The organism is Microcystis sp. M109S1 (assembly GCF_020247025.1).
Lineage (GTDB): Bacteria > Cyanobacteriota > Cyanobacteriia > Cyanobacteriales > Microcystaceae > Microcystis.
The window spans coordinates 1-17,375 of sequence record NZ_JADBRW010000388.1 but is presented as its reverse complement, the minus strand read 5'-3'; the positions used below and the strand labels follow the sequence as shown (position 1 = coordinate 17,375).

The following is a 17,375-nucleotide window of genomic DNA, read 5'->3' as shown; positions in this document are numbered from 1 at the left end:
TCAGATTGGTAATCCCTTACCCAATATAGCTAGTAGTCTAGCGGTTTCTGCTAACGTCCCAGAACCCATTATCGGGTCATCAAACGATGATATTATCACCGGTACTGCGGACAATAATATTCTAATTGGTGGCTTAGGTAATGATACCCTAACAGGGGGTGCAGGTGGCGATCAATTCACCTTCAACAACCGCAATGAAGGGATTGACACAATTACTGATTTCCTCTCCAGTCAGGGGGATAAAATTACTGTCTCTGCTGCGGGTTTTGGCGGTGGTTTAGCCGCAGGAGTTGCGATTACAACCGCTCAATTCGTGTTAGGAACAACTGCATTAAATGCCAGCAATCGCTTTATTTATAACATAATTAATGGGGTTCTTTCCTTCGATGCTGATGGGACAAACATATTAGTACCCGTTCAGATTGCCACTCTCAGTTCTAAACCGACTCTTACCGCCTCTGATATACTTGTATTAGTTTAATCTTAATACAGCTTGTAGGGTGCGTTAGACGGCCAAAATTGCTGCTTTGACTGGAAGGTGACAATCCGTCGTAACGCACCACCTATCATCGACTGTGATTGTGTGATGGACTATGATTGACGTAACGCACTACCTATCATCAACTAAGTAGCCAGTTACAATTAAAGATAAAATACAAAGAATCAGAAGCCTGTCCCACTATCTAACAATTAATTGAGATTACTTACTTACAAGCCCAAAATATGATATAGATATTTATATAAAATTGAGCTGCAGCCTTTGACTGATTACTGTTTACTGATCACTGAAAGGTCTCCTATCTCAACTAGAAAATTAATTTTTCACGACTACTTATAGTTAATCATGTATTTCTGGCAATTTCGTGTTTATCAGCGTCCTTTGCTGCGTCCCCTACAAACCCATCACAGACTATGGCAAATTAGGGAAGGAATTATTATTCGCTTAGAAGCTGAAGATGGACGTATTGGATGGGGAGAAATTGCTCCTTTACCTGAATTTGGTTCAGAAACATTATCGGCAGCAATATTATTCTGTCAAAGTCTCGAAAATCCCCTATCAATAAATTCAATTTTTTCTATTCCTGAACAATTTCCCGCGTGTCAATTTGCCTTTGAATCAGCTTTAGAAGATTTAAGTATAGAAAATCAATCAAAAGAATTAGAAACGAAAAATTATAGTTATTTATTGCCCACTGGTGCGGCAGTATTTCCCTGTCTGGATGATATTTTAGCTTCTAATCAAACTAATACTTATAAATGGAAAATTGCAGTTAATTCTCTCAAGCAAGAGTTAAACTTATTTGAAAAATTAATTACCCGATTACCCAGGGAAATTAAATTGCGTTTAGATGCCAATGGGGGATTAAGTATTGCTGAGGGTAAAATCTGGTTAAAAATTGCCGATGAATCTAAAATAATTGAATTTATCGAACAACCTTTACCCCCGTCTAAATTGGCAGAAATGTTGCAATTAAGTCAAGATTTTACCACAGGGATTGCTTTAGATGAATCCGTAGCCAATCTTCGACAAATAGAGGAATGTTATCAACGGGGATGGCGAGGAATTTTTGTGATTAAACCTGCTATTACCGGTTCAATACAAGGGTTAAGAAATCTCTGGGAAAAATATCCCTTAGATTTAGTATTTTCCTCCGTTTTAGAAACTAATATCGGCAGAAAATCCGCTTTACGTCTAGCACAAGAATACCCCCGAAAGGAGCGAGCTTTAGGCTTTGGTGTGCAACAATGGTTTAATAATAGTGAACCCGATTGGTTAGAAAAACTGTGGACGACATCAGCAAACAATTAGCATATCTCAGTCAAAAAGATTGGTTATATGGATACAATAGCCAAAAATTTTATCAATTATATCAGTCCTATTCCCAGCAATTTATCGCCGCAGATAATCCTCGATTAACTATGCTTCTTTCCGAAGGCAATCCCCTTAAATTCTTAGCTATATTCTTGGCTGCCGTCAGTGCCAAAAGTTGCCTATTTCTAGCTAATCCCGACTGGAAAACTAACGAATGGCAACAGGTTTTCTCTCTGATGCAACCCGATTATATTTTTGGCGAAAATATCAAGGTTTTTAACCATAATTTCCCTCCCGTCAATCCTTTGACTAATTCTCTGATGATACCCACGGGAGGAACCTCGGGAAAAATTCGCTTTGCTATCCATAACTGGTTAACTTTAAATGCTTCTGTTAAAGGTTTCTCTGAATATTTTCAAGTCAAGCAGGTTAACTCTTTTTGCCTATTGCCTTTATATCATGTTAGTGGTTTAATGCAGTTTCTCAGAAGTTTTTTAACAGGGGGAGATTTTGCTGTTATTCCTTACCATAAAATTAAACAAAAGCGCATAAATAATCTCAATCTTCAAGATTATTTTATCTCCTTAGTCCCCAGTCAATTACAATTCTTTCTAGAAAATGATCCTCGATGGTTAGCCAATTTTAAAACAGTTTTACTAGGAGGTTCCCCTGCATGGCCATCTTTACTAGAAAAAGCTAGAGAATATAATATTTCTCTGTCTCCCACCTATGGAATGACGGAAACTGCCTCACAAATCGTCACTCTTAAACCAGAAGATTTTCGACGAGGAAATAATAGTAGTGGACAGCTATTACCCCATGCTCAGATAAAAATTAATCCCGATAACCAGAAAATTATTATTGAAGCGAAATCTTTATTTTTAGGCTATTATCCCCATCTTAATCAAGCAAGCTACTTCGAGACCGATGATTTAGGTTACTTCGATGAAAGTGGTTATTTATATATCATTGGCCGCGATAGTCAAAAAATAATTACCGGAGGAGAAAATGTTTATCCTTTTGAGGTAGAAACTGCCATTAGACAAACTAATTTAGTTAAAGATGTGGTGGTTTTAGGATTGCCAGATTCTCGATGGGGACAGGTAATTGTGGCTTTTTATGTACCCGTTAACTCTCAGATAGGCCAGACAAGTATTCAATCCCAGATTAAAGATAAATTAGTCAATTATAAACTGCCGAAACATTGGATAAAATTACCGGAGATACCAAAAAGTACCCAAGGTAAGATTAATCAAACTACTTTAATTAAATTAGCTGAAACTTTTTTGACACCGAGTCAAACCCCAGACGATAATTATAGCTGATCCAAACAGATACTCTAAGGAGAATCTTCAGGATAGTCGATAAATACCCGCTCTCCAACTTTAACCCCATTAAGAACCTGAGTTTTATCGCCGATAACTGGGCCAAGAGTCACTGGACGGAATTTAGGTTTATTCTCCTGGTTGGGAACTAATACCCCAGTCTTGCCATTTTGAGTTAAAACAGCGACATTTGGTACGACTAAAGCCTGAGGAATTGAGGAACCTAAAAGAGTCAGTCTCACATTCATTCCCGACAGGAGTTTTTCCTGTCCCGTTTCAATGGCTATCTGTACCTGAAAAGAGGTGACATTGTTAGTCCTGACCGCTTCTGGGGCAATCAAGCGGACTCTACCTTGAAAGACTTTTTGCGGATAGGCATCAGTACGAATTTGTACCATTTGTCCGACTTTTATTTTACTAATATCTACTTCTGAAAGTTCGGCGAGAATCTCCAATCCCGTGGCTAAAGCAACAATTGAAGTAGAAGTAGCAGAAGCACTACTAGAAGCGGAAGTAGTTGGGGTGACAAAAGCACCGATGCTGGCATAGCGTTGGGTAATCAAGCCGGAAAAGGGAGCCACAACCACGCTATCTTGCATTTGGGATTGAACCCGCAAAACTTGAGCTTTGGCTACGGCGACTTCTGCCCTCGCTTGGGCAATTTCTTGGGGGCGGCTGCCATTTTCCAATTTTGTTAGTGCGGATCTAGCTTCAGCAACTTCGGCTCGCGCCTGGGCAATTTCTTGGGGACGGCTGCCATTTTTCAGTTTAGCTAATTGGTTGATCGCTTCTTGGCTGTTAGCGGCAGCACTCTCAGCATCGGCAGTGGCTTCATCTAGTTGATCTTGCGCGATCGCTCCATCGGCTAAAAGCTGTCGGTTCCTCTCCAGTCTGGCGATGGCTAGTCTTTCTTTGGCTTGGACTGCTTCTAGTTGAGCTTGAGCTTGGGCAATGTCTTCAAGGCGGCTGCCCGCCAGTAATTGAGCGAGACGGGCTTCGGTTTGGCTCAAACGGGCACGACCTTGGGCGATGTCTTCAGGGCGGCTGCCCGCCAGCAATTCAGAGAGACTGGCTTCCTGGCGACTGAGGTTAGCCTGCGCTTCTATTAGTTGGGCGCGAATTTCTGTATCTTCCATGCGGGCGATAACTTGCCCTTCCTTGACCCGATCTCCTTTTTCTACGAGAAGTTCTGTCAAACGCCCGGAAGTTTTGGGACTGATATTGACGCTTTCAATCGGTCTGACGCTGCCGCTGGCCTGAATTTCTAAGGTAAGGTTCTCTTGTTTGACGGCAACCGTGAGGTGATTGATGTCTGTGGGAGCAGCGGGATGGCGCGATGTTAGGTAAACTGTAGCAGTGCTGCCGATGATGCCGACGGTGAGGATTCCCATCGTCCAGGTACGGGGAAGCTTGAGGGTAACTTTGGGGATCACTGGAACTCGCATAGTTAGGTTTTATATACTCCGCAAGGCAACAATTGGGTCTAGTCGGGCTGCCTGTCGGGCAGGGGCGACTCCGAAAAATAATCCGATGCTTCCCGACACACCTAAAGTTAAAGCAATCACTAGAGGAGAAATGCTGGCTTTGAGGGGAGTAAAACTAGCAACGAGGATATTCCCGCCGACTCCCACAAAAGCGCCTATTGACCCCCCAAGTACCGAAAGGATAACTGCTTCAATAAGAAACTGCATGAGAATCTGGCGGCCAGATGCTCCTACTGCTTTTCGTAGTCCAATTTCTGAAGTGCGCTCACTTACAGAAATCAGCATAATATTCATGATACCAATGCCGCCGACGAAAAGAGAGATACTGGCGATCGCTACTAAGAATAAAGTCAGGGCGCTGGCAATCCGGTCGGCAGTTGCTGACAAATCTTTTTGAGTTTGTATGCTAAAGTCATAAGCCTGATGGCGCTGTCGCAGTAGATTTCTTACTTGAAATAGGGCGGCTTCTACTCTGGTTTTATCTCGTGCTGAAAAGGAAATAAAGGATAGTTCTATACCAGCAGAAGAGGTTCTTCCAGTCAGGCGATTGGCCATTGTGGTAACTGGTATCATGGCGACATCATCTAAATTGGTTCCTAATACTGAACCTTTCGGTTTCATCACTCCAATAACGCGAAAATCAATATTTCTAATCCGCACGTATTGATTTAGAGGATTTTCTTGGTTAAATAATTTTGTTGCCAATTCTGGTCCTAAAGTCACGACTAAATTATTGCTTTCAATATCTGATTCATTCAAAAATCGCCCCTTAGCTACATCAAAATTTCGCACCGAGAGATATTCCGGTGTGGTGCCAATAGCACGAGTCTCAAAGGTTTTACTGCCGTAATTTGCAACTTCGGTCGATTGAATTTCAGGAGCAACTTCTGACACGGCCGGCACTTGAGTGGCAATCGCCCTAGCGTCTTCTAATACTAAACTTCTCGGTTTTTGATAAGTAGTCCCCCAACCATCGCTGACATCAGGGACGACAAATAAAACATTAGTTCCCAAGGATTGAAACTGCTGGGCCGCTAAATTTTGTGTTCCCTGACCAATTCCGAATAAGGTGATCACGGAAGCATTCCCCACAATAATTCCTAGCATAGTCAGGCTACTACGCAGTTTATTTTTGAGGAGATTTTGACTGGCAATTTGCCAATAATCAAAAATTTTCATTGGTTCCCTCCTAATTCAGTTTGACGGCGGAATTTTAGATTAATTAGGGCTTGAATTAAACGCCATACCATCAAGCCAAAAATGGCAAGCAGAAAAGTTGAAGTAGCAAAAGCTTTTAATTCTTCTAAACCCAAAATAGGAGGCCAATGCCAAAGCTTAGAAGTAATTGAAACTACTGCTTGGGGATACTTGACTGATTCTTGCCAGAAGAGAGGAAAAATGAACCAAATAAAATATCCCCAAATAGCAAAACTCAGGAAACTATATAAAGTTAAAATTATCAAAATTATGGGAGGCCAAGGTAAAGGCTTTACTGGACGTTTCCTGAATTTATTCAAGAAATAATGAGAAATTCGTAAGGGTTGCGCCGCTAAATTTGTCACCCCCAAAGCATCAGCAAGGAACCAATAGCCATCAAACTTAAAAACTGGATTGAGGGTAAATAGACAACTGCCCACAATCATCAAGAGAGCGAGTTTGAAGGCGAGTAAATCAGTAAATTTATAGATTATAACATAAACAGCAGCAACTACCAATTGGAAAAATACGCCGCCGATATCGACAATTACCCTTTGCCAACGCTTGAGTCGCCAAGCGGAACTAACATCACTATAAAAAGCTGGCCAAATCAGATAGAAAGTAAACCCAATATCACTGGGTTCACTACCGTAACGGCTACAGGCACTCGCATGACCTAATTCATGAATTATCAAGGAAAATAGAAATAGTAAATAGCCCCAAAAAAAGCCGTCTGGCGTAACTTCTAGATTAAAATCATTATGGGGAGCAATAGCAACGGCCAGTGCCATGAAACCTAACAAAAAATAGACACTAATTTTAGAAAAAGCGAAAGAGAGAGAAGCTGCTAGGGGACGAACCCAACTTTTTGGCAGTAGGGGAAACCGGAAGAAAAATTCTGACTGCTTTGACTTAGGATTGCGCTCAATTTCATTAATTTGTCCTAATACTTTATGATAAGCCGCTTCAACTTGAGCGGGCGATACCTGCTGTCCTTTTTTATTAAGATCTTCAGCCACTGACTCGAAGGAAACCCCCAAGCTGCGCTGTTCCAAAAGGTAATAGGAAGTAGATGACAGTCTAATATAGGTGGGATTTGTTCCCACTGCTAATAGATAAACTGGACGACCTTCAGATGTATCAACTATCAGTCGTTCTTGAATTCCTTGGATGTCTGGCAATCTGTCCATAGTTGGTTCAATTTTTCCCTGATTTCCCTATAAAATAGTCTGTCTGCTCAGTTGATGCCAAGCATTAGCTGCTTTCATCACGAAGGTGCTAGTTATGGTGCGGCTGCCATAGGAAAGAATTTGATAGACTTGACCAGAAGCGCGCCCCAATTCCATGCAAATAAATTGACAATTTTCCCAAGCTTTATCTGGTTGCTGACAACTTTGCAGAAATGACAAAGCTGGAGTAGCTAAATTATTATTCTCCTCACCTCCCTCCAGCTTGGCAACAGCCGCCAATCCTAACAAAGATAGGGCTGTACTAAGGGAATCACTGTCCTCTGTCAGTCCCCAACCTCCATCAGGATGTTGGTGAGTTTTGACAAAGTTTAAGGCGCGGGAAATCGCCGGTGAATCCGGTTTAGTAGCGGCTAACAGTCTCAAGCAGACGTAAGTGCCATAATAGGGACCGTGATACCAACTGCTCAACCAACTGCCGTCAGCCTGTTGTTGAGATTCTAAATAGGTGATTCCCTGTTTGATTTGATCAGAAAAACGTTGTGAATCGTACAACCAAAGAGCATAGACTAAATTAGCAATTACATCGGTATCGGGTCCAGTTCCCCAAGCTTCTTTTGCCCACTTAGCTTGGTTTTCTTGTTCTGGTGTCCGCTGATTTTTGGGGATAATCCAGGTTTCAAAACTACCATCAGGATAGGCACAATCTTCTAAAAGAAATTTCAAAGGAGTTTCGCAGAATTTTACAAGTTCTGCGCCATGACCCAAACGCAATAAAACCTGCATTATCTGTGCTAAATCATCGGCATCGGGTGACAATTCTGGCAAATCAGGAAAATAACTCCACCCCCCAATTCCTGTTGTTCGCTGACAGTTCAGGAGATAGTTTACTTCTTCTTTTAGTAACGGCTGTAGTAATCCCCCTAACTGTTCATCGACATCACATAAAGCATCAGCAATTAATGCTCTTTGAAACACATCTCCATACTGGTATTCTTGAGAAGAACTAAATCCTTGCTCCTGGGGAAATACCATGATGTGTCTAGCTTCCCCAAAGCCTAACTGCCATTGTTTGATAATAAAATTCAAGCCATCCCATGACAGTTCTTGCCATTCACTTGCAGCCGGAGGCAGGGTTAAAGTAAATTTAGGCTGTTTTTGGGCACGTTCTAGGTTTTTCTGGACGATGCCAGCTATATCTTCAATTAATGTCTGACATTGGTGACGTAGTTTTGAGGTCACATTCCACCAGAGTAGTTCTGGCAATTCTTTTTTTAAGACCTCTGCCTGATCGAGATATTTTAGGGTAAGTTCTAAGACATAATTAGCGTGTCCTTGATAATAAATTTTATGATTTAATTTTTTTCGTAATTCTTCTAATTCTTCCTGGCTGTAGTGGTGCGGTGATTCATCTATGAGGCGAGACAGCAATAAAGATGGTATTCCAGTTTGTAAGTCTTCCTTCCAGTCGCGGAGATCGTCGAGCATTTGACCAGCGACATAAAAATTACTAATCGATTCTCCTAAAGAGTCTAAGTAAGTATCATCTTCAGCTAATTCTACCAAGCCGGCAATCGCCGTTTTAGCAACTCCGGTTTTATTCTTAATACTTTGAATCGCGATGGATTCTGAATATTCACTCCAAGGACGTTTTCCTGAAATAAAATCATTTTCCTCAAGGCAAGCTTGAGTGTACTCAGATAAATAACCTCGAAACCTTTGCCAGAAAATTGTATTAGGCGGAAAGATTTGATAAAGTAAATGATAGGATTCAAATTGCCTTGCTTGCATTCCTAGTACACTAGCTATATTTATACCGCTAGATGCTCGATCTATTACTTCATCACACAAGACAACAGAATTAGCAAAAAACTGACCTGCTAGAGCCAATATCCTAATATCATCAATCTGTAAAGTAGGAAAAGCTTTAATAAAGAAATAGACAAAAAAAGCTTGCTGATCTATCCCTATTTGCGGATTATTGTCTAAACCATTTCTTAGCAGCTTTTCTGTCCATAAAGCCTGTAATCGGTATTTTTCTTTGGTTATTATCTCAATTTCTTCTTGAAATTTTAACCTCAAAGTTTCTAAGTAATTCATGCTCACCATCCTAATTAGATAAAAAACAGAATAGCTTAATTGGGGTTAAGAGTAATCTTTATCTGTTGCTGTACTCTTTAATCACTCTCCCTAAATCAGCTATTCTGATTCAAACAATTTGCAACATTTTGTTAGCTAATTGCAATTTTTATTTGGTACTCCAATAAGCTAACTCCAATAAGCTAAGCATCCTACCCCTTGTGCTGCTGCTGCTAACTCAAGGCGTTTTTCCAGTTCTTCAACATCAATTTCATCAAGATTCAAGTTCTCGATTTCAGGCTGAATGTTTTTGGTTTTGTCATCCATGATGGTATTCTCCTTTTAGTTGGATTAAGTTGACTTGGACAATTGGGTTGAGAAAGATAACTCTCCCCAGGCACAGCTTGACAGATAAAGACCGTTTATACAGGACACAAAAGCTCCTGTCTTTCTTCTACTTCCGTACCAGCCACATGATCTAAATAGGCTTCAGCTACACTGGCTCGAAAGCGATGGGCAAAACCATCACAATAATTGGTATAGAATTTGCCTTGATGATTCATTGCTGAAACCGCACACCCACCTCCGCAAGAAAAAGAATAGCGACACTTGCGACAAACTGGGTTAGAAACAACCGTGCGATTTCGCCAGGTTTGGTTTAATTCTTCATTTAAGATAACTTGACTGTCTTCTGTTATGTAACCAATGCGAATTTTCGGATCTCCTGTTTTCTCCCAACAAGCATAAATATCCCCAAAAGGATCGAAAACGTACATTTTGTTATGGGCACCACAGAAACTGGCTTTAAAGGAATTTATCGGCTCTCTATTCTCTGAAAAAATCTCTCTGACCCCCGCCATCAATCCATCATCCGGTCGCTCAATTACCCGCATATTAGGATGTTCTTGCCGTAGGGAGTTTAGTTGTAAATCTAATTCCCAGGAATTTAATGTGGTTTTGACCTCAGTTTTGGCATTAGACGCAGTAACTACGGCAGTATAAGCCTGAAATCCTTTGTATTTATTCCAGCCTCTAGCAACAATTTCATCAGCCAAATCGGGCAGTTTATTAACATTGTTCCTGTCAATATTCATTCGCACCGCCACCCGGACTCCCAAATCTAATGCTCGCGTAATATTCTGGGCAATTTGCTCGTAAGAACCTTTACCGTCGGCATAAATTCGCCGCTTATCATGTTCGTGGGGAACGCCATCTAAAGTGATTTGTAGCCAAGAAATTTTCCCTGGAGCCAGTAAATCTTGATAAGCTTCTAACTCTGTTCCATTGGTAACTGCCGAGAAATTTGCCTGTCCTGAAGCGAAGGCGCGTTCAAGGATATATTCAATCGTTGAGCGGTTTTCTGCCAATAAAGGCTCGCCACCAAAAAGGGTAATATTGCGAGGTAAGTCAGCATCTTCTGATACACCGTGAGCCGCTTCAATGGCAGGCATAGCGGCAAAAATTCTATCCACTACCTCCGGGGACATTCTTGTTAATAAATGCTTGTAAGCTGGGTCTGTCCTCATGTGATCTTGAAAACAATAAGGACAGCGCAGATTACAACTATAGGTAGGCATGAAAACATAACTCGGCATCAAACGCTTCTGAAAATGATGCAGCTTGGTTGCCAACTTCACAAAGAATGCCTCCTCTTCCTCTGGTGTCATTTTCGTCAAGTATCCCCGCTTTTTCAGTAACTCAATTGTTGCTTCAGCGGGAGGTGTGATTTCCCCATTAATAGCCGGTTCAGGAGTCCAATCTCCGTATAAAGGTTTAGGTGGTGCTTTCACTTCTAGGGAACGCAAATAGGTGGCAACCCGTCGAGAAACTTTGTTATAAGCTCCCGTGTAACCATGCACAAGCAGCATTTCGTCGGTACTGCTAGGTAAGTCAACATAGATCGTGTAACTGCTTGTTCTTAGCATGGTAAGTCAAAGTATAGTATGTTGATAGGTTATTAATGTAAGCGAGGAGGCAACGGAAAAATGGGGGCTTCAACCACGTTATTGGGCTGAGTTAGCCTCATATCATTTTTCAAAAGTAAAGTAATGACAGACTTAGTTGATCATTCCAAAGCGTAATTTCTTTCTGAGAGCGGAATTTTCAGATGTTATTTACGACTGTTAAAAATTAGTATCAGTTGCCTAGTTTTCCTGTTTCTGAGAAGGGTAAGAGACGATTGGCTTCGCACCCCTCTTTGCCCTTGACGATCAATTTAGCATATTTTCTCGGCATTAACTGAAACGTAATATAATTAACTGAAACTTAATATAATTAACTGAAACTTAATATAATTAACTGAAACTTAATATAATTAACTGAAACTTAATAAATATTAATAACACACCTAATGATTAGAACTTTGGCTTTTCTCGAATTTGTGTGATAATCAGTGCTTATCATTCCTAGTAGTTTTACTAGGCGAGGTTTTGAAGACTATATTTCTGGAAAATTATCCCTATTTTTCTCCCCTCGACACAGAAACGAGAAAAACCAGAGATAGTTATTTCAAAAATGAATGTTAAGTAGGTGGGTGGAATTAAATATAAGATGAACGTAGGTTGGGTTGAAGCATGAAACCCAACGCCCCGATGGGTTACGCTACCGCTAACCCATCCTACAAATGATTGTGCCTCCCTACTTAAAAGTTGATAGCTATCTTGCTCAAGATTGACCGCTCAGGCAATAATAAGAAAGTTTATCATCCCCATTAAAATAAAGAATGCTCAACGCTTTTATTTGGCTACCGATTATAGGGGCGATACTGATTGCCTACACGCCTCTAGAGGCGAAAAAAGTGCGAGGATTAGCTCTAACTCTTTCTGTCGTTCTCTTACTGCTGAATATTCTCCTTGGCTGGCAATTTGACCCTAGTAACCCGCAAATGCAGTTCACGGTTAACCTGCCTTGGATTAATTTCCTCGGTTTCAATTATGCCCTCGGTGTCGATGGATTATCATTTTCATTACTTTTTCTTAACAGCCTCTTGACAATAATTGCTCTTTATGCTAGTGGTACAGAGGTTAACCGACCGAGATTTTACTATTCCCTGCTCCTGTTACTCAATGCCGGAGTAGCGGGGGCCTTTCTAGCGCAGGATTTACTGCTATTTTTCCTATTTTACGAATTAGAAATCGTCCCGCTTTACTTTCTCATTGCCATTTGGGGGGGGCAAAGACGCGGCTACGCAGGCATGAAATTTTTATTATACACGGCAATTTCAGGCTTTTTAGTGCTAATCTCTTTCCTCGGCTTAGTTTGGCTAACCGGTGCTAATAATTTCGCCTATAATCCCCTTTTATCGAACAATTTACCCGTTAACACCCAATTACTGCTCCTCATCCCCCTTCTCATCGGATTAGCCATCAAAATCCCGATTTTTCCCTTTCATACTTGGCTACCGGATGCCCACGTCGAAGCATCTACCCCCGTTTCTGTGCTTTTAGCGGGAATATTACTCAAATTAGGAACCTATGGACTGCTGCGCTTTGGAGTCGGTTTATTTCTCGACGCTTGGGTGACTATCGCCCCTTGGTTAGCAACGATAGCAGCTATCAGCGCCCTCTACGGGGCCAGTTGCGCTATTGCCCAAAAGGATATGAAAAAAGTAGTGGCCTATTCTTCCATTTCCCACATGGCCTATATTTTACTAGCGGCGGCGGCCACCACCAGATTAAGCATCACTGCGGCGATTTTGCAGATGATTAGTCACGGTTTAATTTCCGCTTTGTTATTTTTGTTGGTGGGAGTAGTCTATAAAAAAACCGGCAGCCGGGATGTGGATTATCTACGCGGTTTATTAAATCCAGAAAGAGGTTTACCAATCACGGGAATGTTAATGATTTTAGCGGCTATGGCCAGCGCCGGCATCCCCGGAATGGTGGGATTTATCGCCGAATTTTTAGTCTTTCGTGGCAGTTTCCCGATTTTTCCGATACAAACCCTCCTATGTTTGGTCGCTAGTGGTTTAACCGCAGTATATTTTCTCCTGATGATTAATCGGGTTTTCTTTGGTCGTTTAACCCCTGAATTATCGCGCATTCCTCGCAGTACCTGGCCCGAAAGATTTCCCGAAATTGCTTTGGCTTTATTTATTATTGTTTTGGGATTACAACCGAATTGGATGATTCACTGGAGTGAAAACCAAGCATCAATGTTATTAACTGGGACGGCAATCAGTCAAAAGCAATCATAGAAACCTTTTTCGGGATTTTTTAAACCTAGACCGAAACTAACTTGTGGATATGTGCCGAAACGTCAAAAATTTTTGGCTTTGCGGAGGGAATTAACCGTTAAAACCACCTGTTCCCCCACCAGTTCAATTTCTTCTAAAGTATTAAAACGACTCAACCCGAAGCGCAGGGAGGCATAAGCGAGAGATTCGGGGCGACCCAAGGCAGTTAAAACGTGAGAGGGGGCGGTATGGCTAGAAGAACAGGCAGAACCGGAGGAAAGCGCCACTATTGGCTGTAATCCTAACAATAACGCCGCACCGTCCACCCCTTCAATACTAATATTTAAATTTCCGGCTAATCTTTGGCTAGGATGACCATTGAGATAAATTCTGTCTAATTGACTGATAATCTCCCATAAACGGGCTTTTAACCGATTTAAGTAGCTGGTATCTTCTTCGATCGCTTTGATGCCCAATTCTACCGCCTTGGCAAAACCGACAATTTGCGGTGTAAATATTGTACCCGATCGCAGTCCTTTTTCCTGGCCTCCCCCTTGAATTTGAGCGGCGAGACGAACTCTGGGGTTCCGGCGCCGGACGTACAGCGCACCGATTCCCTTCGGTCCGTGGACTTTGTGGGCAGTTAAGGACATCAGATCTATATTCATTTCCTCCACATCTAGGGGAATTTTCCCGATTGCTTGGGCCGCATCCGTATGAAAAAGTACCTGATACTGGCGACAAATCGCCCCAATTGCCGCTAAAGGTTGAATCACCCCAATCTCGTTATTAGCGGCCATAATTGACAGCAAAATCGTGTCAGGACGCACAGATTTTTCTAGTAATTCCAAGTCAATTAGACCATCAGTACCGACGGGTAAAATTGTCACCTCAAAACCCAATTTTTCCAGATAATGACAGGGATCTAAAACGGCGCGATGTTCTGTCACCACCGTAACTATGTGCCGTCCCTTGGCGAAATAAGCTTCGGCAACCCCTTTGATAGCTAGGTTATTGGCCTCTGTTGCCCCACTGGTAAAAATAATTTCTTCGGGACTACTATTAATAGCAGCGGCGATTGTTTCTCTTGCCTGTTTAACCGCAGCCTCGGCTGTCCAACCATAGACATGATTAATACTACTGGCATTACCAAAGTGTTCGGTAAAATAGGGTAACATCGCCGCCAGAACTTGCGGCTCTAGCGGTGTCGTGGCGTGGCAATCTAGATAAATCGGCTTTTGAGACATATTTTTCCCCTGCGGGGGATTTGAGAAGGAGATATCCCCTGTTTTAAGAGAATCTCTGAAAGTGCATTGCTAATCTATGTTAACAAAAAAGTATCGGATAGTAGTCAACAGCTTACAACTCAGTCTAGAACTTTAAGATTTAATAATGAGAGCGCAATCGCTCTCTGACAGCAGTTACAATTTCCCTATTCCAATGTTGTTCAGTAACCCAACAGGATTAATAAAACATATTTTCCGGCTCAATCATGGCTAAAAAATCGAAGGCATTTAGTGAACTGCTCAGGCTGCAGAAAATGTCCCAAGGCTCCCAGAAACTCTTGAAAAGCTTTGAGAAGAAATTAAGAGAAAAGTCCTTGCCTTTCAAGGAAATTGTCGTCTCTCCTTCTGGGGAAGTCAAAATGTCGGAAGTTCTGGAGGATTTTGTCGAACCTTACCGGGAATCCCCTGAAACGAAGGAATCCATGCGAAGATTGCTGACCCTAGGGACAATCGCTTGGAATCTGGCGTTGTCCCCCGAATCAAAGCGGCAAGGGATGATAGACCGAGTTTTTAACAAAGACCTTCTTAACGGAGATGAAAAGCTCAAGGCGGAGATTCAAGGGCTAATCGAGGAGCTAATCGCCAGGAAAAACCGTTATTTCTCGGAAAACAGACGAATGATTGTGGATTTTGAGTTAAAAGAGCTAGGAAACGACTATCATATCTCTGTTGCCTCAACTTTGTCGCCAGAATTTTCCGAGTCAGAGTTTGACTTCAAAGTCGGCGACTCGGTCATCGTCAAACAGGGTGTACTCGACCCAGATTTTGGGACTGACATCGGTGGTTGGCAAGGAAGAATTGTGACAATTGAGCGGCAGAGCAATCTCATCGGCATTGTGACAATTGAGCGGCAGAGCAATCACATCGGCATTGAATGGGATAGCATCACCCTGAAAAACATCCCTAGTTCGGTGATTGACCAGTGTGAAGTGGAAAACTTAGACTGGACTCAAATGTGCCTCTCCTCAACGGATGTGGAATTAACCCAACCTCGAGATACAGAAGAAGATGTGGCCGCTATCATTGAGCAAATTGAGTCTAACATCGTTGGAGCTATTTAGCAGAAAAGAGAAAGGCGATTCAGGCGGTTGGCCGACGTTGACCCTGAGGAGGAAATGGCGGCCTTAGACGCTTGGAAAAAAACACTTGATTCATTACCCTATTGACCATCGAGCAGCGATTTGGAGGAGAGAAATTTGAGATGGATGATTCCCAGAAATACGAGGCTGACTGTCAAAAGATAAGAAAAGCCAATCATGAATTACTAACGGATTTTGAGAGTTGGCTAGAATCATCAGGCCTGTCCGAAAAAACCATTAATAATCATGTTTCAAATATAGATTTTTATATCAACGAATATTTACTCTATGAAGATGCCGTAGAAGCCAAAGACGGGGTAGATATGGTCAGTGACTTTTTGGGTTATTGGTTTATCAAAAAGGCCCTGTGGGCCAGTCAATCAAGCATCAAGGCTAATGCAGGTAGTCTGAAAAAGTTCTACACTTTCTTACTGGAAAAAGGCCTAATAGATAAAGATGATTTGCAAGAACTTAAAGAAACCATCAAGGAAGAAATGAGTGAATGGCTGGAAACTTTAAGGCGATACGATGACCCATTGACTGAAGATATGTCGGATGTTTGGTAATCTTAACCAAGTGGCAATCCCCCACCCTGTGGCTGAGAAGCTATAATATCATTGTCAGGACACAACAAGAGTGAAACAATGGAAACATTAGAATTAGAAAGCGGCCAGTCGATTCTTAAAGCTGGTCAAACAACCACAGAAAGAGCTTTACAATTGTTTGACGCTCTCGACCCCGTGAGTTTAGACTTTATGCTCGGTCGTTGGCAAGGTTCTGGACTTCAGACAAATCACCCAATGGATGGTTTATTAGAAGCATCTAATTGGTATGGTAAAGAATTTGTCGATACTGAGAATGTCCACCCCCTGTTATTTTTAGATGGTCAGGGAAAAATTTTTAAGGTGGCACCCAATCCCACGGCCATGAACTGGATTTTGAAGCTGCCGATACTCAAAAATAATTCTCTGAAACCTTTACTGATGCTGACCAACTCCTTGCTGAAAACAGAGACAAGTCAGGCTAGACTGCGAATGATGGAATATCGGGGCAAAGTCAGCGCCACGATGATTTATGATTATTTGCCCATCAATGACTCTTTTCGGAAAGTAGATGATAATACCGTGCTGGGAATTATGGATTTTAAAAACTCTCCCCAACCTTTCTTTTTTGTTCTCAAGCGATGTCAAAGACCTCTTAATTCTTGAGGTTCGATTTAAACGCTCTGGTGCAAGAATTTAGAGTTGAGGGATAATTCAAGTACAGAGGAACAGGAGGTAATTATGAACTTATCATCGTTGTCATCGGGTTGAAGTAGCTGAGAAGTTAAAAAAATTAACTCACCAACCAATTAAGCATTTAGAATAATAAATTCTACACTTGCTGTGGACGAAATGCGTGTTCATCCCATTCTTCTTGATAAATAGAGTCAGAGGTTTGATTCATTTTGAGTGCAATATCACTTAAGAGTTTGTGGTGTTTGAACATTCTTCTAATTTCACCATCGACTAGATTCAACAAATAAGGAATTTCATTTCCTAATTTGACAAAAGAGAGATAATATTAAATATTTGTAAACTTTTTCGCCTAAGTTACCTTTCTGTGGTAATCAAATCTTTACTGCTCCGATTCGGGGGTTTCTTGGGAGGTGTCATCGTTGTTGGTTTTTGGTTCTTGTCCTTTAAAAATCGTGATGGATCGCCAAAAACCCTCTAAAAACTGATTGAGAGTCGTTTCCTTGATTTTACCCG

Annotated in this window: 13 protein-coding genes and 1 pseudogene; 7 read left to right on the top strand and 7 right to left on the bottom strand. The window is 41.6% G+C overall.

What is annotated here, in order from left to right; all coding sequences use genetic code 11:
• From IM322_RS19235 to IM322_RS19225, 3 genes and pseudogenes are all read left to right on the top strand, one after another.
• Nucleotides 1–481, top strand: a 481-nt coding sequence (locus IM322_RS19235; RefSeq protein ID WP_287674763.1) for a calcium-binding protein, incomplete at its 5' end; no start/stop codon positions are given.
• 363 nt (nucleotides 482–844) lie between these two features.
• Nucleotides 845–1,810 (top strand): o-succinylbenzoate synthase, encoded by a 966-nt coding sequence (locus IM322_RS19230; protein WP_287674762.1) that lies wholly within the window; start codon nucleotides 845–847, stop codon nucleotides 1,808–1,810.
• Nucleotides 1,786–3,128 (top strand): annotated as a pseudogene (locus tag IM322_RS19225) (2-succinylbenzoate--CoA ligase). Before IM322_RS19230 ends, IM322_RS19225 begins: the two are co-directional and overlap by 25 nt.
• A 24-nt stretch (nucleotides 3,129–3,152) precedes the next feature.
• On the opposite strand, the gene IM322_RS19220 reads toward IM322_RS19225, so the two are convergent.
• From IM322_RS19220 to IM322_RS19195, 6 genes are all read right to left on the bottom strand, one after another.
• On the bottom strand, nucleotides 3,153–4,583 hold the full coding sequence (locus IM322_RS19220) for an efflux RND transporter periplasmic adaptor subunit (protein ID WP_287674760.1): 1,431 nt from the start codon (nucleotides 4,581–4,583) through the stop codon (nucleotides 3,153–3,155).
• A gap of 9 nt (nucleotides 4,584–4,592) precedes the next feature.
• Nucleotides 4,593–5,801, bottom strand: a complete 1,209-nt coding sequence (locus tag IM322_RS19215) for an ABC transporter permease (RefSeq protein ID WP_185238735.1) — start codon at nucleotides 5,799–5,801, stop codon at nucleotides 4,593–4,595.
• Nucleotides 5,798–7,009, bottom strand: a complete 1,212-nt coding sequence (locus tag IM322_RS19210; RefSeq protein ID WP_287674757.1) for a M50 family metallopeptidase — start codon at nucleotides 7,007–7,009, stop codon at nucleotides 5,798–5,800. The genes IM322_RS19215 and IM322_RS19210 overlap by 4 nt, the downstream gene beginning before the upstream one ends.
• A gap of 27 nt (nucleotides 7,010–7,036) precedes the next feature.
• The gene (locus IM322_RS19205) at nucleotides 7,037–9,106 is read right to left on the bottom strand and encodes a prenyltransferase/squalene oxidase repeat-containing protein (RefSeq protein WP_287674755.1); all 2,070 of its coding nucleotides are present in this window, start codon (nucleotides 9,104–9,106) and stop codon (nucleotides 7,037–7,039) included.
• 168 nt (nucleotides 9,107–9,274) lie between these two features.
• On the bottom strand, nucleotides 9,275–9,412 hold the full coding sequence (locus IM322_RS19200) for a hypothetical protein (RefSeq protein WP_287674753.1): 138 nt from the start codon (nucleotides 9,410–9,412) through the stop codon (nucleotides 9,275–9,277).
• Between the two features lie 95 nt (nucleotides 9,413–9,507).
• Nucleotides 9,508–11,010, bottom strand: coding sequence for a radical SAM/SPASM domain-containing protein (locus IM322_RS19195; RefSeq protein ID WP_287674751.1), 1,503 nt, complete (start codon nucleotides 11,008–11,010; stop codon nucleotides 9,508–9,510).
• Nucleotides 11,011–11,807: 797 nt separating this feature from the next.
• On the opposite strand from IM322_RS19195, the gene IM322_RS19190 reads away from it, so the two are divergent.
• Nucleotides 11,808–13,280 carry an NADH-quinone oxidoreductase subunit M gene (locus IM322_RS19190; protein ID WP_286826296.1) on the top strand — a complete coding sequence of 491 codons (1,473 nt, stop codon included), beginning with the start codon at nucleotides 11,808–11,810 and terminating at the stop codon, nucleotides 13,278–13,280.
• 62 nt (nucleotides 13,281–13,342) lie between these two features.
• Here the strand turns inward: IM322_RS19190 and IM322_RS19185 are convergent, their stop codons facing one another.
• On the bottom strand, nucleotides 13,343–14,506 hold the full coding sequence (locus IM322_RS19185) for a cysteine desulfurase family protein (protein ID WP_286826297.1): 1,164 nt from the start codon (nucleotides 14,504–14,506) through the stop codon (nucleotides 13,343–13,345).
• A gap of 245 nt (nucleotides 14,507–14,751) precedes the next feature.
• On the opposite strand from IM322_RS19185, the gene IM322_RS19180 reads away from it, so the two are divergent.
• From IM322_RS19180 to IM322_RS19170, 3 genes are all read left to right on the top strand, one after another.
• Nucleotides 14,752–15,606 (top strand): hypothetical protein, encoded by an 855-nt coding sequence (locus IM322_RS19180; RefSeq protein WP_287674746.1) that lies wholly within the window; start codon nucleotides 14,752–14,754, stop codon nucleotides 15,604–15,606.
• A 140-nt stretch (nucleotides 15,607–15,746) separates the two neighbouring features.
• Nucleotides 15,747–16,190, top strand: a complete 444-nt coding sequence (locus IM322_RS19175; protein WP_012268038.1) for a site-specific integrase — start codon at nucleotides 15,747–15,749, stop codon at nucleotides 16,188–16,190.
• A 78-nt stretch (nucleotides 16,191–16,268) separates the two neighbouring features.
• Nucleotides 16,269–16,832, top strand: a complete 564-nt coding sequence (locus tag IM322_RS19170) for a DUF4334 domain-containing protein (RefSeq protein WP_286826300.1) — start codon at nucleotides 16,269–16,271, stop codon at nucleotides 16,830–16,832.
• Nucleotides 16,833–17,375 lie beyond the last annotated feature (543 nt).